Source organism: Leclercia sp. LSNIH1, from assembly GCF_002902985.1.
Taxonomy (GTDB): domain Bacteria; phylum Pseudomonadota; class Gammaproteobacteria; order Enterobacterales; family Enterobacteriaceae; genus Enterobacter.
Genome location: NZ_CP026167.1, coordinates 3,670,024 through 3,693,591, shown reverse-complemented (window position 1 = coordinate 3,693,591; position 23,568 = coordinate 3,670,024). Strand labels below are relative to the sequence as shown.

Annotated in this window: 15 protein-coding genes, 2 tRNA genes and 1 other RNA gene; 10 read left to right on the top strand and 8 right to left on the bottom strand. The window is 59.6% G+C overall.

Going from position 1 to position 23,568, the window contains the following annotated elements:
• Positions 1 to 4: 4 nt before the first annotated feature.
• The 4 genes from C2U54_RS18260 (at position 5) to C2U54_RS18245 (ending at position 8,877) form a co-directional block, all read left to right on the top strand.
• Entirely contained in the window at positions 5 to 793 is a 789-nt protein-coding gene (locus C2U54_RS18260; RefSeq protein ID WP_103179937.1) for an ABC transporter ATP-binding protein, read from the top strand.
• An 11-nt stretch (positions 794 to 804) separates the two neighbouring features.
• Positions 805 to 4,785 carry a nitrite reductase large subunit NirB gene (nirB, locus tag C2U54_RS18255; RefSeq protein WP_103179936.1) on the top strand — a complete coding sequence of 1,327 codons (3,981 nt, stop codon included), beginning with the start codon at positions 805 to 807 and terminating at the stop codon, positions 4,783 to 4,785.
• Positions 4,782 to 7,292: a nitrate reductase gene (locus tag C2U54_RS18250; RefSeq protein ID WP_103179935.1), complete on the top strand. Its 2,511-nt coding sequence runs from the start codon at positions 4,782 to 4,784 to the stop codon at positions 7,290 to 7,292. Before nirB ends, C2U54_RS18250 begins: the two co-directional genes overlap by 4 nt.
• A 181-nt stretch (positions 7,293 to 7,473) precedes the next feature.
• Positions 7,474 to 8,877, top strand: a complete 1,404-nt coding sequence (locus tag C2U54_RS18245; RefSeq protein ID WP_103179934.1) for a YchO/YchP family invasin — start codon at positions 7,474 to 7,476, stop codon at positions 8,875 to 8,877.
• Positions 8,878 to 8,879: 2 nt separating this feature from the next.
• On the opposite strand, the gene narL is transcribed toward C2U54_RS18245, so the two are convergent.
• Positions 8,880 to 9,530, bottom strand: coding sequence for a two-component system response regulator NarL (gene narL, locus C2U54_RS18240; RefSeq protein WP_032611305.1), 651 nt, complete (start codon positions 9,528 to 9,530; stop codon positions 8,880 to 8,882).
• Positions 9,523 to 11,319, bottom strand: coding sequence for a nitrate/nitrite two-component system sensor histidine kinase NarX (gene narX / locus C2U54_RS18235; protein ID WP_103179933.1), 1,797 nt, complete (start codon positions 11,317 to 11,319; stop codon positions 9,523 to 9,525). Before narX ends, narL begins: the two co-directional genes overlap by 8 nt.
• 309 nt (positions 11,320 to 11,628) lie before the next feature.
• On the opposite strand from narX, the gene C2U54_RS18230 reads away from it, so the two are divergent.
• The 5 genes from C2U54_RS18230 (at position 11,629) to narI (ending at position 20,061) form a co-directional block, all read left to right on the top strand.
• Entirely contained in the window at positions 11,629 to 13,023 is a 1,395-nt protein-coding gene (locus tag C2U54_RS18230; RefSeq protein ID WP_103179932.1) for a NarK family nitrate/nitrite MFS transporter, read from the top strand.
• 378 nt (positions 13,024 to 13,401) lie between these two features.
• A complete protein-coding gene (locus C2U54_RS18225; protein ID WP_103179931.1) occupies positions 13,402 to 17,145 on the top strand; it encodes a nitrate reductase subunit alpha in 3,744 nt (1,247 codons plus the stop codon).
• Entirely contained in the window at positions 17,142 to 18,677 is a 1,536-nt protein-coding gene (gene narH / locus C2U54_RS18220; protein WP_103179930.1) for a nitrate reductase subunit beta, read from the top strand. The genes C2U54_RS18225 and narH overlap by 4 nt, the downstream gene beginning before the upstream one ends.
• A complete protein-coding gene (narJ, locus tag C2U54_RS18215; RefSeq protein ID WP_103179929.1) occupies positions 18,674 to 19,384 on the top strand; it encodes a nitrate reductase molybdenum cofactor assembly chaperone in 711 nt (236 codons plus the stop codon). Before narH ends, narJ begins: the two co-directional genes overlap by 4 nt.
• The gene (gene narI, locus C2U54_RS18210) at positions 19,384 to 20,061 is read left to right on the top strand and encodes a respiratory nitrate reductase subunit gamma (RefSeq protein WP_103179928.1); all 678 of its coding nucleotides are present in this window, start codon (positions 19,384 to 19,386) and stop codon (positions 20,059 to 20,061) included. The genes narJ and narI overlap by 1 nt, the downstream gene beginning before the upstream one ends.
• Here the strand turns inward: narI and C2U54_RS18205 are convergent.
• On the bottom strand, positions 20,058 to 20,954 hold the full coding sequence (locus C2U54_RS18205) for a DMT family transporter (RefSeq protein WP_103179927.1): 897 nt from the start codon (positions 20,952 to 20,954) through the stop codon (positions 20,058 to 20,060). The genes narI and C2U54_RS18205 overlap by 4 nt on opposite strands.
• 107 nt (positions 20,955 to 21,061) lie before the next feature.
• Here C2U54_RS18205 and C2U54_RS18200 point away from each other — a divergent pair, with 107 nt between their 5' ends.
• Positions 21,062 to 21,505: an Lrp/AsnC family transcriptional regulator gene (locus C2U54_RS18200; RefSeq protein ID WP_103179926.1), complete on the top strand. Its 444-nt coding sequence runs from the start codon at positions 21,062 to 21,064 to the stop codon at positions 21,503 to 21,505.
• A 154-nt stretch (positions 21,506 to 21,659) separates the two neighbouring features.
• Here the strand turns inward: C2U54_RS18200 and C2U54_RS18195 are convergent.
• From C2U54_RS18195 to C2U54_RS18175, 5 genes are all read right to left on the bottom strand, one after another.
• A tRNA-Tyr gene (locus tag C2U54_RS18195) sits at positions 21,660 to 21,744 on the bottom strand.
• Between the two features lie 35 nt (positions 21,745 to 21,779).
• Positions 21,780 to 21,911, bottom strand: a non-coding RNA gene (locus C2U54_RS18190) — RtT sRNA.
• A 43-nt stretch (positions 21,912 to 21,954) separates the two neighbouring features.
• Positions 21,955 to 22,039: transfer RNA gene (locus C2U54_RS18185), tRNA-Tyr, on the bottom strand.
• 156 nt (positions 22,040 to 22,195) lie between these two features.
• Complete coding sequence (gene purU, locus C2U54_RS18180; protein ID WP_103179925.1) at positions 22,196 to 23,038, bottom strand: formyltetrahydrofolate deformylase; 843 nt, start codon at positions 23,036 to 23,038, stop codon at positions 22,196 to 22,198.
• A 45-nt stretch (positions 23,039 to 23,083) separates the two neighbouring features.
• Positions 23,084 to 23,542, bottom strand: coding sequence for a YchJ family protein (locus C2U54_RS18175; RefSeq protein ID WP_103179924.1), 459 nt, complete (start codon positions 23,540 to 23,542; stop codon positions 23,084 to 23,086).
• Positions 23,543 to 23,568 lie beyond the last annotated feature (26 nt).

Genomic DNA, 23,568 nt, shown 5'->3' with positions numbered 1-23,568 from the left:
CATGATGAAACCTCTCATTCAGGTCCAGGCCGTCAGCCAGCGTTTTTCCACCGCCAGCGGCGAGTTTCTGGCGTTGCAGAACGTCTCTTTTGATATTCACGAAGGGGAGACCATCAGCCTGATCGGCCACTCCGGCTGCGGCAAATCGACGCTGCTGAACCTGATCGCCGGCATCACCCTGCCGACGGAAGGTGGGCTTCTCTGCGATAACCGCGAGATCGCCGGACCGGGGCCGGAGCGGGCGGTGGTGTTCCAGAACCACTCCCTGCTGCCGTGGCTCACCTGTTTTGACAACGTAGCGCTGGCGGTGGATCAGGTGTTCCGCCGCAGCATGAGCAAAGCCGAGCGGCGGGAGTGGATCGAACACAACCTCGAGCGGGTGCAGATGGGGCACGCCATCCACAAGCGGCCGGGGGAGATTTCCGGCGGCATGAAGCAGCGGGTGGGGATTGCCCGCGCCCTGGCGATGAAGCCAAAAGTGCTGCTGATGGATGAGCCGTTCGGCGCCCTCGATGCTCTGACTCGTGCCCATCTGCAGGATTCGGTGATGCACATTCAGCAGGAGCTGAACACCACCATCGTGCTGATCACACATGACGTGGACGAAGCGGTGCTGCTCTCGGATCGGGTGCTGATGATGACCAACGGCCCGGCGGCGACGGTAGGCGAGATCCTGCGCGTTGACCTGCCGCGCCCGCGCAACCGGGTGCAGCTGGCGGAGGAGAGCCGCTATCACCATATGCGCCAGCAGATCCTGCACTTCCTCTATGAAAAACAGCCGAAAGCGGCCTGAGGAGCATAACCATGCGCCTGGTCATCATTGGAAACGGACTGGCGGCAACGCGGCTGGTTGAGTCATTGACCGAGCGCGCGCCAGGCCGCTTTGAGATCACCCTCATCGGCGAGGAGCGCGTACACGCCTACAACCGCATACAGCTTTCGCCGGTGCTGGGGGGCGAGAAAGAGGCGGCGGCGACACAGCTTCATGATGAGAGCTGGTATCGGACGCGCGGCATCACCGTGGTGTGCGGCGAGCGGGTGCGGGCAGTGGATATCAGCGCCCGAACGCTGCGTACTTACAGCCGACAGTTCGTATGGGATGAACTGGTCTTTGCCACCGGTTCCCGGCCGTTTGTGCCGCCCATCCCCGGCAGCCATCTGCCCCACGTCTTCACTTTTCGCACCCTGGAGGATGTGAACGCCATTCTGGCGATGCCCGGCCCGGCGGTGGTGCTGGGGGGCGGGGTACTCGGCGTGGAAGCCGCCGCAGCATTAAGACAGCAAGGTGACAATGTCACGTTAGTCCATCGCGGTCCGTGGCTGATGGAGCAGCAGCTCGACCAGCAGGCGGGTCTGCTGCTGGAGCAGGCGCTCGGCGAGCGAGGTATCGGCTGTGAGCTGAACGCCGGGTTGTCGCAGATCGCCCCTGACAGCGTCACCCTCAGCGACGGACGCACCCTGGCCGCCACCCGGGTGGTACTTGCGACGGGCGTGTTGCCCAACATCGCCCTGGCGCAGGCAAGCCGCGTGCCGTGCGGCCGGGGGATCCTGGTGGATAACCAGATGCGCACCGCAATGGAGGGCATCAGCGCCATCGGCGAGTGCTGTGAATTAAACGGCGAGACCTGGGGGCTGGTGGCGCCGTGCCTCGCCCAGGCGGAGATCCTCGCCGCCCGTCTCGCCGGGGAGTGCGTCGCACCCTTTACCCCCACCCAAAACGGCATGCGCCTGAAGGTGACCGGTATTGAGCTGTTCAGCGCTGGCGAGGTTATCGCGCAGGAAAAAGATGCGGTGTGGACCAGCCGGGACCCGCTGACCCGCCACTACCGCCGTCTACTGGTTCGCAACGGCACGCTGGCAGGCGTGCTGCTGATGGGGGAGTGTCGCAGCGCGGCCACCCTCACCGATTTACTGGCAACGTCAGAACCCGCTCAGGCGGACTGGCTGTTCGATCGATTCACTACGCAGCCGCAGGTTGCAGGACAGAACGCTATGACAAAACCTACTCTGGTTGTGGTTGGGCACGGTATGGTCGGCCACCATTTTCTTGAAGACTGCGTCAATCGCGGTTTGCATCAGCAGTATCAGATTGTGGTCTTCGGCGAAGAGCGCTATGCCGCCTACGATCGCGTCCATCTGTCGGAATATTTTGCCGGACGCAGCGCCGACTCGCTGTCGATGGTGGCCGGAGATTTCTTTGCCGATAACGGCATTGAGCTGCGCCTCTCCCAGCCGGTGGTCGCCATCGATCGCGACGCCCGGGTGATTCGCACGGGATCAGGGCATGAAACCCACTGGGACAAGCTGGTGCTGGCGACCGGTTCGTACCCCTTTGTACCGCCGGTGCCGGGCCGGGATCTGCCGGGCTGTTTTGTCTACCGTACTCTCGACGACCTGGATAACATCGCCGCCCATGCAAAAAATTCGCGCACCGGGGTGGTGATTGGCGGCGGCCTGCTGGGGCTGGAGGCGGCCAACGCCCTGAAACAGCTTGGGCTGGATACGCACGTGGTGGAGTTTGCCCCGAACCTGATGGCGGTGCAGCTCGATAACGACGGCGCCGCGATGCTGCGCCGTAAAATTGAAGCCCTCGGCGTGGGGGTGCATACCAGTAAGGCCACCACCGAAATCGCAGAAACCGACAGCGGGATGGTACTGCGCTTCGCCGACGGCAGCGAGCTGGCGACCGACATGGTGGTCTTCTCGGCCGGGATCCGCCCGCAGGATGCGCTGGCCCGGAGTTGCGGCCTGACGTTGGGCGAACGCGGGGGGATTGCCATCGACAACCAGTGCCGCACCTCGGATAGCGATGTTTTTGCTATCGGCGAATGCGCCCTCTGGGAGGGAAAAATCTACGGTCTGGTGGCGCCCGGCTACCAGATGGCGCGGGTGGCCTCCGCCGCGCTGGCGGGAGAAGAGAACGCGTTTATGGGTGCGGACATGAGCACCAAGCTGAAACTGTTAGGCGTAGATGTCGCGTCGTTCGGCGATGCCCATGGCCGCACCGCAGGGGCGCAGAGCTACCAGTGGACTCACGGCCCGCAGCAGATCTACAAGAAGATCGTGGTCAGTGCCGACAATAAAACCCTGCTTGGCGGCGTGCTGGTGGGGGATGCCAGCGAATATGCCACCCTGGTGCAGATGATGCTTAACGACATCCGCCTGCCCAACGATCCAGAAACCCTGATCCTGCCTGCGGTGGCGGGCAGCGCCCCGAAAGCGCTGGGCGTGGCGGCTCTGCCGGAAAGTGCGCAGATCTGCTCCTGCCACAACGTCAGCAAAGGCGACATCTGCCAGGCGGTGAGCAGCGGTGCCACCGACATCGGGGCGGTGAAACAGTGCACCAAAGCGGCCACCGGCTGCGGCGGGTGCAGCGCCCTGGTGAAACAGGTGATGGAGTTCCAGCTGGCGGCTCAGGGCGTGGAGGTGAAAAAGGACATCTGCGAGCACTTCGCGTACTCGCGTCAGGAGATCTACCACCTGGTGCGCGTCAACCGCATCCACACCTTTGATCAGCTTATCAGCCGCTACGGCCAGGGGCACGGGTGTGAGATCTGTAAGCCGCTGGTGGGATCGGTGCTGGCCTCCTGCTGGAACGAATATCTGCTGAAGCCGGCCCATCTGCCGCTGCAGGACACCAACGACCGCTACTTTGCCAATATCCAGAAAGATGGCACCTACTCCATTGTGCCGCGCATGGCCGCCGGGGAGGTCACCGCCGACGGGCTTATCGCCATCGGCCAGATCGCCAAACGCTACCAGCTCTACAGCAAAATTACCGGCGGGCAGCGTATCGACCTGTTTGGCGCCCGGCTGGAGCAGCTCCCGGAGATCTGGCAGCAGCTGATCGACGCCGGGTTTGAAACCGGCCACGCCTACGGCAAATCCCTGCGCACGGTAAAATCCTGCGTTGGCTCCACCTGGTGCCGCTATGGGGTGCAGGACTCCACCGGGCTGGCGGTGACGCTGGAGAACCGTTACAAGGGGCTGCGCGCCCCGCACAAGATCAAGATGGCCGTTTCCGGCTGCACCCGCGAGTGTGCCGAAGCCCAGAGCAAGGACGTGGGGGTGATCGCCACCGACAAGGGGTGGAACCTCTATCTGTGCGGTAACGGCGGGATGAAGCCCCGCCACGCGGATCTGTTCGCCAGCGATCTCGATGACGCTACGCTCCTGCGCTACGTCGACCGCTTCCTGATGTTCTATATCCGCACCGCCGATCGCCTGCAGCGCACCAGCACCTGGCGGGATAACCTCGAGGGCGGGCTGGCGTACCTGCGCGAGGTGATCATCGACGACAGCCTCGGCATTGCCGCCGAGCTGGAGCAGGAGATGCAGCGGGTGGTGGATACCTATCAGTGCGAATGGCAGACCACTTTGCAGGACCCGGGCCGTCTGGCGCAGTTCCGCACTCTCGACGCCGTGCCAGCATCCGCAAAACGCTGGCAGGATATCTGTACCCTGGACGAGATCCCGGAACAGGCGGGCATTGGCGCGCGTCTGGGTACGCAGCCCATCGCGCTGTTCCGCTTTGGCAAGGCGATTTATGCTCTGGAGGATCGCGAGCCGGGCGGCAGCGCCAGCGTATTGTCGCGCGGCATTCTCGGCGATGCCGGGGGCGAGCCGGTGGTGATCTCGCCCCTGTATAAAACGCGGATCCGCCTGCGCGACGGGCGCCATGTTGAAACCGGCGAAGTGGCGGTGCGCGCCTGGCCGGTCAGAGTCGATGGCGACCGGGTGCAGGTGGGCAGTGAAGAGCTGGTGATGCGCGCGGAGGCCTCATGACGGAAACCCAAACGACCTGTGCTTACTGCGGCGTGGGCTGCGGCGTGATCGCCCGCGTCGAAAAGGGCGAGGTAAGCGTGCGCGGTGACGACAGCCATCCGGCCAACTTCGGACGGCTGTGCGTTAAAGGCTCGGCGTTGGGGGAGACCACCGGTTTAGCGGGCCGCCTGCTGCACCCGGAGGTGGACAACCAGCCGGTGAGCTGGGAGCAGGCGCTGGATACCGCGGGTGCGCGGCTGCGGGAGATTATTGAGCAACATGGGCCGCAGGCGGTGGCCTTTTATGCCTCCGGCCAGCTGCTGACGGAGGATTACTACGCCGCCAACAAGCTGATGAAAGGCTTTATCGGGGCGGCCAATATCGACACCAACTCCCGGCTCTGCATGTCCTCGGCGGTGGTGGGCTACAAGCGCGCCTTTGGCGAAGATGTGGTGCCATGCAGCTACGAAGACATCGAGCAGACCGATCTGGTGGTGCTGGTGGGATCTAATGCCGCCTGGACGCACCCGGTGCTCTATCAGCGCCTGGTACAGGCGAAAAGCGTCAATCCGGCGCTGAAGGTGGTGGTGATCGACCCGCGACGCACCGCGACCTGTGACATTGCCGATCTGCATCTGGCCCTGACGCCGGGCAGTGACGCCGGGCTGTTCGTGGGGCTGCTCAACGCGGTCGACCCCGGCCAGGCCAGTGACTGGCCGGCTGAGCGGGTGGCCGAATTTTGCGGCCTGCCGCCCGACGATGTCGCCGCCTTTTACGCCTGGTTTAATGCTGCCCCGCGCGCAGTGACGCTCTATACCATGGGGATCAACCAGTCCACCAGCGGCAGCGACAAGTGCAATGCCATAATCAACGTCCATCTGGCGAGCGGCAAAATCGGGCGCGAAGGCTGCGGACCCTTTTCGCTGACCGGTCAGCCCAATGCGATGGGCGGGCGCGAGGTGGGCGGGCTGGCGAATCAGCTGGCGGCGCACATGAATTTCACGCCGGACGATTTAAGCCGCGTGGCCCGCTTCTGGGGGACGGAGCGGCTGGCGCAGACGCCGGGACTGATGGCGGTGGAGCTGTTTGAGGCCATCGCCCGCGGTGACGTGAAGGCGGTGTGGATCATGGGTACTAACCCGGCAGTTTCCCTTCCGGACAGCCATGCGGTCTGCCAGGCGCTGGCGGCCTGTCCGCTGGTGATGGTCTCCGAAGTGATGCGCGACACCGATACCAGCCGCTTCGCCCACATCCGTTTTCCGGCGCTCGGCTGGGGAGAGAAAGAGGGGACGGTGACCAACTCCGAACGCCGCATCTCCCGTCAGCGCGCCTTTTTGCCCGCGCCCGGCGAGGCGAAACCCGACTGGTGGATCATCGGCCGTATCGCGCAGAGGCTGGGCCATGGCGCGGCCTTCGCCTGGGATCATCCTCACGCCATCTTTACCGAACACGCCGCCCTGACCGCCTTTGAGAACCATGGCGAACGGCAGCTTAATCTCGCGGCCCTGACGCAGTTGACCCGCGCGCAGTGGGATGGGCTGACGCCCTGGCAGTGGCCCGTCAACCGGGAAGTATTCACCCGTGCGCACCGGGTGCCGGTCAACCCGCAGACGCATGGCGCTACGCCAAATCTGCTCTATCCCTTTACCCTCAACAGCGGACGCATGCGCGATCAGTGGCACACCATGACCCGCACCGGCTATGTGCCGCGCCTGATGCAGCACAGCGCGGAACCGACGGTGGATATCGCCCCACAGGACGCCGCCCGGCTGGGGATGCAGGATGGACAACTGGCACGCATCAGCGCCCCGCGCGGGCTGATGGTGGCCCGGGCGCGGATCAATGACGGGCAGCGCCCCGGGGAGCTGTTTGTCCCGATGCACTGGAACAGCTGTTTTTCACGCCAGGGCAAAGTGAATGCCCTGGTAGAAGGGCGCTGCGATCCCCACTCCGGCCAGCCGGAGAGCAAACAGACTGCGGTGCGGCTCATGCCGTGGCAGCCTGCCTGGCAGGGGGAGCTTTACAGCCGGGAGGAACTGACCCTGCCGACACACGTCCACTGGTGGCGCAAGGCGGCAAAGGGGGTGTCGCGCCTGACCCTGGCGGGGGACAAGCCGCTGTTGGAGTGGCTGCTGGCACACTGCGCCGGCCAGGGCTGGCAGCTGCAAATCGCGCAGACGGGCGAGCGCAGCAGCCTGCTGGCCTGGCATCAGGGAGCATTAATGCTCGGCTTCTGGCAAGACACCGCTTTGCCAGGGCTGGCGCATACTTTTATCGAAGCCGCGTTTCACGTCGCGCCGGTCGCGCTGGCGGAGCGTCACGCCCTGCTTGACGGGCAGGATCCTGGCGAGCGCAGCGATCCGGGGCGCATCATCTGTAGCTGCTTTAGCGTTGGCGAAAACGCTATCCGCGAGGCCATTGCGGGGGGATGCGACTCTGCGGCGGCGCTGGGGGCAAAATTGCGCTGCGGCACCAACTGCGGCTCCTGTGTGCCGGAGCTGAAAGCGATGCTTTCTGTGAGGGTGTAAACGCCGGGTGGCGCTGCGCTTATCAGGCCCAAAGGATGCGTAGGCCGGGTAAGCGCAGCGCCACCCGGCAATCAGGCTTCAGGATATTCCTGAAATTTCCCTTAGGGCTGAAATTTTTTCTCAGGCACGCTAAGGTGTTAACTCCGTTTTCTCTCAACACAGGCACCCTTACACGACGGTGATGGTTGTTTCCCCCGGTATTCGTTCGCTGTTTCTTCTCCTCTGTTATGCCGGAGCCGTTCACGCTGCCCCGAATTCGTTTATCCATCAGGCGCAAAATCCGTTCGATAATAATGGCGACAGCCTGCCGGACTTAGGCATGGCGACCCCGACGGGGGAAAGCGAAAAGCATCTGGCGGAGATGGCGAAAGCGTTCGGCGAAGCCAGCATGACCGACAACGGCCTGACCACCGAGGAGCAGGCCCGGCAGTTTGCCCTGGGCCAGGTGCGGGACGCCGTCAGCCAGGAGGTGAACCAGCACATTGAGTCCTGGCTTTCGCCGTGGGGCAATGCCAGCGTCGATCTGCTGGTCAATGACGAGGGGCGCTTCACCGGCAGCAAGGGGAGCTGGTTTATACCCTGGCAGGATAACAACCACTACCTCACCTGGAGTCAGCTCGGCCTGACCCAGCAGGAGGACGGCCTGGTGAGCAATGCAGGCATCGGCCAGCGCTGGGTGGCGGGCAAATGGCTGCTGGGTTACAACACCTTTTATGACAATCTGCTCGATGAAAACCTCCAGCGCGCCGGGCTCGGCGCCGAAGCCTGGGGCGAATACCTGCGCCTGTCGGCCAACTACTATCAGCCGTTTGCCAGCTGGCGTGACAGCTCGGAGGTGCAGGAGCAGCGCATGGCGCGCGGGTACGATATCAGCGCCAACGCCAGGCTGCCCTTTTATCATCACCTCAACACCAGCATCAGCTTTGAACAATATTTTGGCGACAGCGTGGATCTGTTTCACACCGGCACCGGGTATCACAATCCGCTGGCGGTCAACCTCGGGTTGAACTACACCCCGGTGCCGCTGGTGACCCTTTCCGCCGGGCATAAGCAGGGGGAGAGTGGGGTGAGCCAGAACAACCTTGGCCTGAAGCTCAACTACCGCTTCGGGGTGCCGCTGAAAAAACAACTCTCCGCCAGCGAAGTGGCTGAAAGCCGCTCCCTGCGGGGTAGCCGCTACGATCCGCCTGAGCGTCAGAACCTGCCGGTGCTGGAGTTCCGCCAGCGTAAAACGCTCTCGGTGTGGCTGGCGACGCCGCCGTGGGATCTTAAGCCTGGCGAAACGGTCATGCTGAAGCTGGATATTCGCAGCCGACACGGGGTGCGTTCCCTGCACTGGCAGGGCGATACGCAGGCGCTGAGCCTGACCTCACCGGCGAAGGCCAGTGACAGCGAAGGCTGGAGTATTATCCTGCCGGCGTGGGACAGCAGTGAGGGGGCGAGCAACCGCTGGCGGCTGTCGGTGGTGGTGGAAGATGAAGCGGGGCAGCGTGTCTCTTCCAATGAGATCACGCTTGCCCTGACGGAGCCGCTACTGGCGCTGCCAGAGGAGGATCCGCGCTGGACGCTGCTGCCGGAGGAGTAAACTCAGAAAATGCGCTCCTGGTGTACCCAGACCGCCGCTTCCACCCGTGACTTCAGCTTCATCTTCTTCAGCATATGCTTCACATGGACTTTGACCGTGCTTTCGGTGATGTCCAGACGGCGGGCGATCATCTTGTTTGGCAATCCCTGGGCAATGAGCTTGAGGATATCGCGCTCGCGCGGGGTCAACTGGCTGACGTCGCGATCGGAGGTGGCACGGTTGGCGCGCAGGCTGGCCGCCAGTACCGGGGTTAACGCTTCGCTCAGCACCATGTCGCCAGCCGCCGCCTGTTGCAGCGATTTCAGCAGATCTTCCGGCTCCATGTCTTTCAGCAGGTAGCCGTCGGCGCCACGTTTCAGGGCGGTGACCACATCCTCTTCATGGTTGGAGACGCTGAAGACCACCACGCGCCCGGAGAGCGATTTTTCGCGCAGCTTATCCAGGGTTTCGAGGCCGTTCATGCCGGGCATATTCAGGTCGAGCAGGATCAAGTCAGGATCGAGGGCCTCGGCCAGTTCAATGCCCTGTTCCCCGTTGCTGGCTTCGCCCACGACGGTGATATCCGACGCCATGCTGATAAGTTGTTTAACACCGGTGCGCAGCATCGGATGGTCGTCGATCAACAGGATTGTAGCGGGCTCCTGATTAGACATGATGTTCTCCTTGAGCAGTGAAAAGAGGCTTTTCGGGAATAAAGGTGACGATAACGTCCGTTCCGCCCGATTCGCTCCGGCGGACCTGACAATCTCCGCGCAGGCTTTGCGCGCGGTCTCGCATAATAATCAGACCATAGTGGTTACTGCGTTCGGCGTTTTCCGGGATCCCGCAGCCGTTGTCACGCACCACCAGCCTGACCTGGTTTTCGTGCTGGCTCACGGTGAGCGAGACCGCCGTCGCCCCGGCGTGTTTCAGGGCGTTGCTTAACGCCTCCCGGGCGATCTGCAGCAGATGAATAGCCTGATGAGAGGGCACGAAACGGGGTGGTAGCTGATAGTCCAGCGAGACGGTGAAGCCGAGCCGGGCGCTAAACTCCTGACAGCTGGCCTCCAGGGCAGGCCGCAGGCCGGGCTCCGTCAATTGCAGGCGGAAGGTGGTCAGCAGTTCACGCAATTGTATCCAGGAGGTGTTCAGCTCGTTGCGGATCTGGCTCAGAAGCTGCTTGCTGCTCTCCGGCAGATCCGTGTCCTGCATCTGTAGACAGCTGACCTGCATCTTCATGCAGGAGAGGGACTGGGCGATAGAGTCATGCAGTTCGCGGGCAATGGTGGCGCGCTCTTCCATCACAATCAACTGCTGCTGTTTTTCCTGATGACGGTCGAGGGCTAACGTCGCGGTCAGCTGCTCCACCAGCGTATCGACCAGCTGCTGCTGATCGTGGCTGAGATGACGTCCGGCGGGCAGCGTTGCCAGTAAGATGCCATATTGCGTCAGGTTATCTGCCAGGCGCCACTTCAGGGTTGTCCCGCTGGTGGTCAGCGGCGACAGGCCGCGCGGGCAGAGGTGGCAGCCAATTTCATCGCAGCTGGCATCCGACTGACAGGTAAATTCCTGATGATTCTCTTCATCTTCCAGGTCGTATACGCGCAGTTCGATGTCGTGCAGCTGGGTCAGATTCTGCAGGCCGTTAAGCACCGGCGAGAGGCGCTCGCACAGCGGCACCTGGGAGTGCAGGCGGCGGTTGGCCTGCCAGAGGAAGGAGAGGATCTCGTTTTTCTGCTCCAGCCCGGCGGTTTTTTCACGCACGCGCTGCTCCAGCACCGCATAACTCTCGGCCAGCTCGCCGGACATGGTGTTCAGCGCCTCGCCGAGCATCGCCATCTCATTGCGTCCGTTGATGTGGGCGCGCTGGGTAAAATCACGCTGGGTCACGGCGCGGGCCATCGCCAGCAGCTGGCGCCAGGGGTGCAACAGCCGGGCGCGCAGCCAGAGGATGGTGAAGACCAGCAGCAACCCCATGAAGACCGCCATCAGTTGCTGCAACAATACTACCCGGCCGATACGCAGCTCGGTGCTGTGATCGAACGCCGAAACCAGAGTATCCAGACGGCTGACAAAGCCGGAGACATCCTGGGCTACCGCATCCGGATTACGCGCCTGTCGCAGCCCGGGCATTAACTGGGTATGCCAGTAAGTCTGCAGGGCCTTCAACTGCGCCTGCTGACGATCGCGGCGGGCGGCAATTTCCAGTTCGGGGCTGAACGCCGTTGCTTCCATTTCGTCGAGTAACGCCTGGTCTTTGGCTTCCAGTGGGATGGCCGCCAGCAGGCGATAACTCTGCATACGCAGTGAACCGGCCTTATTAATGGCGTGCGCGCTGCCCTGAACGCCCTGAACCAGCCAGCCGGAGATCGCCATCCCTGTCACCCCGATCCCGGTAGACAGCATGACAATCAGCACCAGTTGGTTAACCAGCGTGAGTGGTGAAAAACAGCGTTTAAACATAGGGCAGTCTGGCTCCTGACAATGCCTGGACTCGGCAAGAACTCTATTCTCAGGCAACCCCTGGAGTATACCCATACCCCAAAAGGATTACCTACTAATTGCCATTGGAGGGGTGAATGGGAGGAGAGGGGTAAGCGGGGGGAGCAGTACCGTGAAAAACCACACCTTTTTCACTGAAAAGCGCTACTCACTTTGGAGGATAGCGATTTTCAGGCCATAAAATTGCCCACCTTCCCATTGATTTATATCAACTTCCTGTCGGCTTAAAACCCTGATCTTTGTGGCAACTTTTAAGAATCAGAGGTGTCTATGAGTCACTCTACTACCCCCGAAAGGGATTCTGGCGCAGTCATTACCGAGTGGCGTCCGGAAGATCCGGCGTTCTGGCAACAGCGCGGCAAACGTGTAGCAAGTCGTAATCTGTGGATTTCCGTTCCCTGTCTGCTGCTGGCGTTCTGCGTCTGGATGCTGTTCAGCGCCGTCGCCGTTAACCTGCCGAAAGTGGGCTTCACGTTTACCACCGATCAGCTGTTTATGTTAACCGCGCTGCCTGCGCTCTCCGGCGCACTGCTGCGTGTCCCTTATGCCTTTATGGTACCGGTGTTCGGCGGACGCCGCTGGACCGCGTTCAGTACCGGCATCATGATCATTCCGTGCGTCTGGCTCGGCTTTGCGGTACAGGATACCTCTACACCGTTTAGCACCTTCGTGATCATCTCTCTGCTGTGCGGCTTTGCAGGGGCAAACTTTGCCTCCAGCATGGCGAACATCAGCTTCTTCTTCCCGAAACAGAAGCAGGGCGGGGCGCTGGGGATCAACGGCGGCCTGGGCAACATGGGCGTCAGCGTAATGCAGCTGATTGCGCCGCTGGCGATCTCGGTCTCTATCTTTGCGGCCTTTGGTGGCGCAGGCGTGGAGCAGGCTGATGGCTCGTACCTGTTCCTGCAGAATGCGGCGTGGATCTGGGTACCGTTCCTGGTGGTCTTTACCCTGGCCGCATGGTTTGGCATGAACGACCTGGCGGCATCGAAAGCGTCACTCAGCGAACAGCTGCCGGTGCTGAAGCGCGCCCACCTGTGGATCATGGCGCTGCTCTATCTGGCAACGTTCGGCTCCTTTATCGGCTTCTCTGCCGGGTTTGCGATGCTGTCCAAAACCCAGTTCCCGGATGTGCAGATCCTGCACTACGCCTTCTTCGGGCCGTTTATTGGTGCCCTGGCACGCTCTACCGGCGGGATGATCTCTGACCGTCTGGGCGGCACCCGCGTCACGCTGGTGAACTTTGTGGTGATGGCTATCTTCTGTGCCCTGCTGTTTATGACCCTGCCGGTAAACGGCGTGGGCGGCAACTTCGGCGCCTTCTTCGCGGTCTTTATGGTGCTGTTCCTGACCGCCGGGCTGGGGAGTGCCTCTACTTTCCAGATGATTTCGGTGATCTTCCGTAAACTGACGATGGATCGCGTTAAAGCGCAGGGCGGCACTGAGCAGCAGGCGATGCGTGAGGCGGCTACTGACACCGCAGCCGCACTGGGCTTTATCTCAGCGATCGGCGCGATTGGCGGGTTCTTTATTCCGAAAGCTTTTGGTATCTCGCTGGATCTGACCGGCTCGCCGGCGGGTGCGATGAAGGTGTTCCTGATTTTCTATATCGTCTGCGTGTTTGTCACCTGGCTGGTATACGGACGGAATTCTAATAAAAAGTAAGTTTGATTATCCGTTTGCGCGGCCTGGTGCCGCGCTTTTTTTAACCTGCAATTAGTTACAACATACTTGAAGGGGGAGCCGCCGTTAGCATGCGGCCACTGTGATCGCCATCGCTAAACAGGCTTACCTACCCCTTAATACCGCTGGGGTTAAATGTTACGCGCGCTTTTGTAGGATAAATAAATAATGACCATATAAAACAGTGAGTTACATTATTGTATTCTGTACCGCTTTGGTGGTAGTCGAAAATTTACCCTTCTGAACATCCCCAGCTCCCCTTGATCGTTATCAATTCTCCTCCTCTTTCAGAGCGTTACCTTCGCTGCAAATCAGCAATGTCGATTTAGAGAGCCACAGGCTCCATACAGGAGATACCCGATGAGCAAATTTTTGGACCGGTTTCGCTACTTCAAACAGAAGGGCGAAACATTTGCCGATGGGCACGGCCAGGTTCTGGAGACTAACCGGGACTGGGAAGACGGTTACCGTCAGCGCTGGCAACATGACAAAGTCGTACGTTCGACCCACGGCGTAAACTGCACCGGCTCCTGTAGCTGGAAGATTTTCGTCAAAAATGGTCTGGTGACCTGGGAAATGCAGCAGACCGACTACCCGCGCACCCGCCCGGATATGCCAAACCACGAACCGCGCGGCTGTCCCCGTGGTGCCAGCTACTCCTGGTATCTCTACAGCGCTAACCGCCTGAAATACCCGCTGATGCGTAAACGCCTGATGAAAATGTGGCGTGAAGCGAAAGCGCAGCACAGCGATCCGGTTCTGGCCTGGGCCTCTATTATCGAAGATGCCGACAAAGCGAAGAGCTTCAAACAGGCTCGCGGTCGCGGCGGCTTTGTACGCTCCTCCTGGCAGGAAGTGAATGAGCTGATTGCCGCTTCCAACGTCTATACCGTGAAAACCTACGGCCCGGACCGCGTGGCAGGCTTCTCGCCAATCCCGGCGATGTCGATGGTCTCCTACGCCTCTGGCGCGCGTTATCTGTCGCTGATCGGCGGCACCTGCCTGAGCTTCTACGACTGGTACTGCGACCTGCCGCCTGCCTCTCCGCAGACCTGGGGTGAGCAGACCGACGTTCCGGAATCCGCCGACTGGTACAACTCCAGCTACATCATCGCCTGGGGCTCTAACGTTCCGCAGACCCGTACCCCGGATGCCCACTTCTTTACCGAAGTGCGTTACAAAGGCACCAAAACCGTAGCCGTGACGCCGGACTACGCCGAAATCGCCAAGCTGTGCGACCTGTGGCTGGCACCGAAGCAGGGTACCGATGCGGCCATGGCGCTGGCGATGGGCCACGTCATGCTGCGTGAGTTCCACGTCGACAAGCCAAGCCAGTACTTTACCGACTACGTGCGTCGTTACACCGACATGCCAATGCTGGTCATGCTCGAAGAGCGTGACGGCTACTATGCCGCAGGCCGCATGCTGCGTGCCGCCGATCTGGTGGATGCGCTGGGCCAGGAAAACAATCCGGAGTGGAAAACCGTTGCCTGTAACAGCAATGGCGAGCTGGTTGCACCGAACGGCTCTATCGGTTTCCGCTGGGGCGAGAAAGGTAAATGGAACCTTGAGCAGCGTAACGGCACGACGGGTGAAGAGACCGAACTGCGCCTCAGCATGCTGGGCAGCCAGGACGAGATCGCCGATGTTGGCTTCCCGTATTTCGGCGGCGAAGGCTCCGAGCACTTCAACAAGGTGGAGCTGCAGAACGTCCTGATGCACAAACTGCCGGTGAAACGCCTGCAGCTCGCCGACGGCTCTAGCGCCCTGGTGACCACCGTGTATGACCTGACCCTGGCCAACTACGGCCTGGAGCGCGGTCTCGGTGATGAAAACTGCGCCACCAGCTATGACGACGTAAAAGCGTACACCCCGGCCTGGGCGGAGCAGATCACCGGCGTTCCACGGGCGCAGATTATCCGTACCTCACGTGAGTTTGCCGATAACGCCGATAAGACCCACGGTCGTTCAATGATCATCGTCGGTGTCGGTCTGAACCACTGGTATCACCTCGATATGAACTATCGCGGTTTGATCAACATGCTGATCTTCTGCGGCTGCGTGGGTCAGAGCGGCGGCGGCTGGGCACACTACGTGGGCCAGGAAAAACTGCGTCCGCAGACCGGCTGGCAGCCGCTGGCGTTTGCCCTTGACTGGCAGCGTCCGGCGCGTCACATGAACAGCACCTCTTATTTCTATAACCACTCCAGCCAGTGGCGCTACGAGACGGTTACCGCGCAGGAGCTGCTGTCGCCGATGGCGGATAAATCCCGCTACAGCGGTCACCTGATCGACTTCAACGTCCGCGCTGAACGCATGGGCTGGCTGCCCTCCGCGCCTCAGTTGGGTACTAACCCGCTGCGCATTGCGGAAGCGGCGAAGAAAGCGGGCATGACCCCGGTGGATTACACCGTCAAATCCCTGAAAGAGGGTTCCATCCGTTTCGCGGCAGAACAGCCGGAAAACGGTAAAAACCATCCGCGTAACCTGTTCATCTGGCGCTCCAACCTGTTGGGCTCGTCCGGTAAAGGTCACGAGTACATGCTGAAATACCTGCTCGGTACCGAAAACGGCATCCAGGGCAAAGATCTCGGCAAGCAGGGCGGCGTGAAGCCGGAAGAGGTGGAGTGGAAAGACAACGGTCTCGACGGCAAGCTGGATCTGGTGGTGACCCTCGACTTCCGTCTCTCCAGTACCTGCCTGTACTCCGATATCGTGCTGCCTACCGCTACCTGGTACGAAAAAGACGACATGAATACCTCGGATATGCATCCGTTTATTCATCCGCTCTCTGCGGCCGTTGACCCGGCGTGGGAATCGAAAAGCGACTGGGATATCTACAAAGAGATCGCGAAGAAATTCTCTGAAGTCTGCGTAGGGCACCTTGGCAAAGAGACCGACGTGGTGACGCTGCCCATCCAGCACGACTCCGCCGCCGAACTGGCGCAGCCGCTGGACGTGAAGGACTGGAAAAAAGGCGAATGCGACCTGATCCCGGGCGTAACTGCACCGCACATTATTCCGGTTGAACGTGACTACCCGGCCACTTACGAACGCTTTACCTCTATCGGCCCGCTGATGGAGAAAATCGGTAACGGCGGGAAGGGGATTGCCTGGAATACCCAGAGCGAGATGGATCTGCTGCGTAAGCTCAATTACACCAAGGCAGACGGCCCGGCGAAAGGCCAGCCGATGCTGAATACGGCGATTGATGCGGCAGAGATGATCCTCACCCTGGCACCGGAAACCAACGGTCAGGTGTCGGTGAAAGCCTGGGCGGCGCTGAGCGAGTTTACCGGTCGCGACCATACCCATCTGGCGCTGAACAAAGAAGACGAGAAGATCCGCTTCCGTGATATTCAGGCCCAGCCGCGCAAAATTATCTCCAGCCCGACCTGGTCTGGCCTGGAAGATGAGCATGTCTCTTACAACGCGGGTTACACCAACGTTCACGAGCTGATCCCATGGCGTACCCTCTCCGGGCGTCAGTCCCTGTATCAGGATCACCAGTGGATGCGTGACTTCGGTGAAAGCCTGCTGGTGTACCGTCCGCCAATCGACACCCGCTCGGTGAAAGCGGTGATGGGCGCGAAATCGAACGGCAACCCGGAGAAGGCACTGAACTTCCTGACGCCGCACCAGAAGTGGGGTATCCACTCCACCTACAGCGACAACCTGCTGATGCTGACCCTGTCCCGTGGTGGTCCGATTGTCTGGATGAGTGAAGCGGACGCCAAAGATCTGGGGATCGAAGATAACGACTGGATCGAAGTCTTCAACAGTAACGGCGCCCTGACGGCGCGTGCGGTGGTAAGCCAGCGCGTACCGGCCGGGATGACCATGATGTACCACGCGCAGGAACGCATCGTGAACCTGCCGGGGTCTGAGATCACCGAGCAGCGCGGCGGGATCCACAACTCTGTGACCCGTATTACGCCGAAACCAACCCATATGATCGGCGGTTATGCCCAGCTGGCCTACGGCTTTAACTACTACGGCACCGTAGGATCGAACCGCGATGAGTTCGTGGTGGTACGTAAGATGAAGAACATTAACTGGTTAGACGGCGAAGGGTGTGACCAGGTACAGGAGAGCGTAAAATGAAAATTCGTTCACAAGTCGGCATGGTGCTGAATCTGGATAAATGCATCGGCTGTCACACCTGCTCAGTCACCTGTAAAAATGTCTGGACCAGCCGGGAAGGGATGGAGTACGCCTGGTTCAACAACGTGGAAAGCAAGCCGGGCACCGGCTTCCCGACCGACTGGGAAAACCAGGAGAAGTGGAAGGGCGGCTGGATCCGTAAAATCAACGGCAAGCTGCAGCCGCGCATGGGTAACCGCGCGCTGCTGCTGGGTAAAATCTTTGCTAACCCGCATCTGCCGGGCATCGATGATTACTACGAGCCGTTTGATTTTGACTACCAGAACCTGCACAACGCGCCGGAGAGCAAACACCAGCCGATCGCCCGTCCACGCTCGCTGATCACCGGTCAGCGCATGGACAAGATCACCAGCGGGCCAAACTGGGAAGAGATTCTGGGCGGCGAGTTCGAAAAACGCGCCAAAGACCAGAACTTCGAGAACATGCAGAAGGCGATGTACGGCCAGTTCGAAAACACCTTCATGATGTACCTGCCGCGCCTGTGCGAACACTGCCTCAACCCGGCGTGTGTCGCCACCTGTCCGAGCGGCGCCATCTACAAGCGTGAAGAAGATGGCATCGTGCTGATCGACCAGGACAAGTGCCGCGGCTGGCGTATGTGCATCACCGGCTGCCCGTACAAAAAGATCTACTTTAACTGGAAGAGCGGTAAGTCTGAGAAGTGCATCTTCTGCTACCCGCGTATCGAAGCCGGGATGCCAACCGTCTGCTCCGAGAGCTGTGTAGGCCGTATTCGCTACCTCGGCGTACTGCTCTATGACGCTGACGCGATTGAGAACGCGGCGAGCACCGAGAACGAGAAAGATCTCTATCAGCGTCAGCTGGATGTGTTCCTCGATCCGAACGATCCGAAGGTGATCGCCCAGGCGCTGAAGGACGGTATTCCGCAGAGCGTGATCGACGCCGCGCAGCAGTCGCCGGTCTACAAAATGGCGATGGACTGGAAGCTGGCCCTGCCGCTGCATCCGGAATACCGCACATTGCCGATGGTCTGGTACGTGCCGCCTCTGTCGCCAATCCAGTCTGCGGCGGATGCCGGTGAGCTCGGCAGCAACGGAATCCTGCCGGACGTCGAAAGCCTGCGTATCCCGGTTCAGTACCTGGCGAACCTGCTCACCGCAGGGGATACCCAGCCGGTGCTGCTGGCCCTGAAACGTATGCTGGCGATGCGCCACTTCAAACGCGCGGAAACCGTTGACGGCGTCATCGATACCCGCGCCCTGGAAGAGGTGGGCTTAAGCGAAGCCCAGGCCCAGGAGATGTACCGCTACCTGGCGATTGCCAACTACGAAGACCGTTTCGTGGTGCCGAGCAGCCACCGTGAGCTGGCGCGTGAAGCCTTCCCGGAGAAAAGCGGGTGTGGCTTTACCTTCGGCGACGGTTGCCACGGTTCAGACAACAAATTCAACCTGTTCAACAGCCGCCGCATCGACGCGATGGATGTGACCAGCAAAACGGAGCCGCACCAATGATTGAACTCGTCATTGTTTCGCGTCTGCTCGAGTACCCGGATGCTGCGCTGGCGCAGCATCAACAGGAACTCTTCGATGCACTCGCGTCATCGGAAAACCTGGATAAAGAGGATGCCCAGAAACTGGGCGTTTTCCTCCGCGATCTGTTAGCGCGCGATCTGCTGGATGCGCAGTCTGACTACAGCCAGCTGTTCGACCGGGGCCGCGCCACCTCGCTGCTCCTGTTTGAACATGTTCACGGCGAGTCCCGCGATCGCGGTCAGGCGATGGTGGATTTAATGGCCCAGTATGAGCAGCACGGCCTGCATCTCGACAGCCGCGAGCTGCCGGATCATCTGCCGCTCTACCTGGAGTATCTGGCACAGCTGCCAAAAGAAGAGGCGCTGGGCGGCCTGCAGGATATCGCCCCGATCCTGGCGTTACTGAGCGCGCGTCTGCAACAGCGTGAAAGCCGCTATGCGGTGCTGTTCGAACTGCTGGTGAAGCTGGCTAACGCCTCGGTCGACAGTGAAAAAGTGGCGGAGAAAATCGCCGATGAAGCGCGCGACGACACCCCACAGGCGCTGGATGCGGTCTGGGAAGAGGAGCAGGTGAAGTTCTTTGCTGACCAGAGCTGCGGTGAATCGGAAATCTCTGCTCACCAGCGTCGTTTTGCCGGTGCCGTTGCCCCGCAATATTTGAATATCTCTAACGGAGGACAGCAATAATGCACTTCCTGAATATGTTCTTCTTCGATATCTATCCGTACATTGCGGGTTCGGTATTTCTGATTGGTAGCTGGCTGCGTTACGACTACGGCCAGTACACCTGGCGCGCCGCCTCCAGCCAGATGCTGGATCGCAAAGGGATGAACATGGCATCCAACCTGTTCCACTTCGGGATTCTGGGGATTTTTGCCGGTCACTTCCTCGGAATGCTCACCCCGCACTGGATGTATGAATCCTTCCTGCCGATGGACGTGAAGCAGAAGATGGCGATGATTGCCGGCGGCGCCTGCGGCCTGATGACCCTGGTGGGCGGCCTGATGCTGCTGAAGCGTCGTCTGTTCAGCCCGCGCGTTCGCGCCACCACCACCGGGGCGGATATCCTGATCCTCACCTTGCTGATGGTGCAGTGCGCGCTGGGTCTGCTGACCATTCCGTTCTCGGCTCAGCACATGGACGGCAGCGAAATGCTGAAGCTGGTGGGTTGGGCACAGTCGGTGGTGACCTTCCATGGCGGTGCGTCTGAGCATCTGGACGGCGTGGCGTTTATCTTCCGCGTGCACCTGGTGCTGGGCATGACGCTGTTCCTGCTGTTCCCGTTCTCCCGGCTGGTGCATATCTGGAGCGCGCCGGTGGAGTACATGACGCGCAAATACCAGATTGTGCGCGCCCGTCGCTAATCCGCCGTTTTCATCTCAACCCCGCTCTGGCGGGGTTTTTTTTCGCCCCAGCCGAGGTTGTTACCCGCAGCGGCAAACAGGATCAGCGCTCCGCCAGCCAGTTGGGTAAGGCTGAGCGCATGCCCAAACAGCAGGTTATCGACAACGAGCGCGACGACCGGATAGATAAATGACAGCGAGCCGATGATGGGAGTAGGGAGCTTCTGAATGGCGCTGTATAACAGTTGATACATCACCCCCGTGTGCACGATGCCCAGCGTCAGCAGAATCGCCCACGGGAAATCGCGGGAGAAGGTCGGCATATGCGCCAGCGGCAGCAGCATCACCACACCGGTTAACACCTGGATAAAGGCGATGTGCTGCGGTGTAATGGTCTGTAATTTGCGCGTGATAATGGCAGTGAGGGCGTAAAAGAAAGCGGCACCCAGCGCGAGGCCGATCCCCGAAAGCCATTGTGCGCTGTGTCCGCCGGTCAGCTCGCTGGAGAGCAAAATCACCACCCCGCCAAAGGCGAGGAACAGCCAGCCCCATTTCACCAGACTCACCCGCTCGCCCATCAGCATACCCATTAACACCAGCATAAAGGGCTGGGTGTTATAGACCACCGTCGAAAGTCCGATGGAGATACGTTCGAACGCGGCAAACAGCAGCAGCCAGTTAACGACCAGCGCAATGCCGCCAAGAATGGCCAGACCCAGGGTTACTTTGGTTAACGGGCTAAAAGGGCGTTTACTGAAACGAATAAAAAGAAACAGCGCCATGGCGCCGATCAGACAGCGCCAGAACACTACGTCAGTGACCGGCAAGCCGGAAAGCAGCACAAAAGCCCCGATAGAGCCGGATATCAGCATCGCCAGGCTCATCTGCCAGACGCCTTGTTGAATGTCGCGCATCGTACACCTCCTGATTATTGCCTCTATTGTTAAAAAACGGTGTCCGATTTAACAGCGCTGAATTAAGGTAAAAGGAGAGGTTTGCTTTTATAAATTAGGTGAATGTTATGGATTACCTTATCGATGAGATCGACCGCCATATTCTGCGTTGTCTGGTAGAGGATGCGCGTATGTCGCTGAAAGTCTTAAGCGCCCGGGTTGGGCTCACATCACCCAGTACGGCAGAACGCTTAAAAAGGCTGGAAGAGCGGGGCATCATTCAGGGGTATGGTGCGCGGGTAAACCTGGCCGCGCTGGGTTACACGCTGCAGGCGCTGGTGCGCGTGCGACCGTTACCGGGGTTATTGCATAAAGTGGATAAATACATCCAGCAGATGCCCGAGTGTATTGAAAGCGACAAAGTGACCGGCGAGGACTGTTTCGTTATCCGCCTGGTGGTGCGCTCCATTGAACAACTGGATACGTTGCTGGATGGACTGGCAGAACATGCGCAGTGCAACACCTCGATTGTGAAGAGTTCACCGGTGACCCGTCGGTTGCCCCCGTTGTAAGGGATTTCGCCGGGTGGCGGCTGCGCCTTACCCGGCCTACGAGTATGGTACGGTTTTGTAGCCCCGGTAAGCGCAGCGCCACCGGGGAAAAGGTGCGCGGAACAGCAAGACTATTTATTTTTTAACTGAGAAGTTTAAAGCGATTTAGAAGTGATGGTGGTGGGGGAAGGATTCGAACCTTCGAAGTCTGTGACGGCAGATTTACAGTCTGCTCCCTTTGGCCGCTCGGGAACCCCACCAGGGGTAATTCAGATTTTGAGGTGAAACTTGAAGATGGTGGTGGGGGAAGGATTATTCGTCGCTTCGCTCCTCACCCTCCGGGCCGTTGCCTCTGGCAACGTTGTCTCGCTTGCGCTCGACTCGAACCTTAATCGAAGGTTCTCACCCTTCCCGACAAGTGCAAACATCGCTATATCTCATCGGTATTACCACATCGCTGTGGTGAATAATGGTGGTGGGGGAAGGATTCGAACCTTCGAAGTCGATGACGGCAGATTTACAGTCTGCTCCCTTTGGCCGCTCGGGAACCCCACCACGGGGTAATGCTTTTACTGGCCTGCTTCCTTGTGGGAAGCGGGGCGCATCATATCAAATGACGCGCCCCTGTAAAGACTTCCTTTGCATAAATGAATCGTTTGCCTGATTTTTACGCATAAAGACGCAAAGCTAATCAATTCATTTTATAAAGGATTAAAGAATAATCGTTCGGTTACCGTAGACAAAGACGCGTTGCGCCAGCACCTGATAGAGCGCGCGGCTTAAGACATTTTTTTCAACGTCGCGGCCGGCACGCATCATATCTTCCGCCGTGTAGGTGTGATCGACATGAATCACGTCCTGCATGATGATTGGACCTTCATCCAGATTGTCATTCACGTAGTGTGCCGTTGCGCCGATGATTTTCACGCCGCGTTCGTACGCCTGGTGATAAGGACGCGCGCCGATAAAAGCCGGCAGGAACGAGTGGTGAATGTTGATAATCTTATTCGGGAAGCGGGCAACGAATGACGGCGTCAGGACGCGCATATATTTCGCCAGCACCACGTAATCCGGGTTATGCGCTTCGATGGCCTGCGCCATTAAATTGTCATGCTCTTCGCGGGTATGGCCTTCATGGCTGACCAGCTCAAACGGAATATCAAAACGCTCAACCAGCGTACGCAGCGTCTCGTGGTTACCAATGACCGCGGCGATCTCAACATCCAACCCGCCATAGTTGGCTTTCATCAGCAGGTCGCCAAGGCAGTGTGCCTCTTTGGTAACCAGGATCACCACCCGGCGGCGACCGGCGGGGTTCAGTTCACGCACGGAACCTTCCGGCAGCGCGCCGTCCAGATCGGCCAGCAACGTCGCGTCATTGAAGATCCCTTCCAGCTCGGTACGCATAAAGAAGCGGCCGGTACGGTGATCAACAAACTCGTTGTTCTGCACGATATTCAGTTCATGTTTGTAGCAAATATTGGTGATACGGGCGATCAGCCCTTTCTGGTCGGGACAAATGGTGCGCAGCACTTTACGTTGTGTTGATTGCATTGCCGGAAAATCCTTACGTGTTTGCTTGAATCGTGTTGTCAGGCCTTATTGCCCGCAACACTTTTTAAATTTTTTGCCTGAACCACAAGGGCAGGGGTCATTACGACCAAACTGTGGACGCGTGCCGTCAATATAGTACCACTCTCCGCCCTCATTTAAGAAACGCGAGCGTTCGATGATCGCGCCCGCTCTTCCTTGCTCAGTAAAGCGCGCAACAAAACTGACGAACCCCTCGTTTTCATCCCGGCCTGCTGCCGTTTCGTACTGAGTGAGGCCGAGCCACTGCGTATTTGCAAATCCGGCCTCGATCTCCTGACGAAAATCAGTAGCATGGCAGGATGGATGCCAGGTCTTAATCAGGTAGTCTGCGTCCCGCGTCACAAAAGCGGCATATCGGGAGCGCATAAGTGATGCCGGGTCCGGTGCAACCTGCTCACCGGTAAGATATCGTTGGCAACATAGGCTATACTCGAGAGCGCTACCGCAGGGACAGAGTTGAGACACGATTCTCTTCCTGAAATTAAAAAATG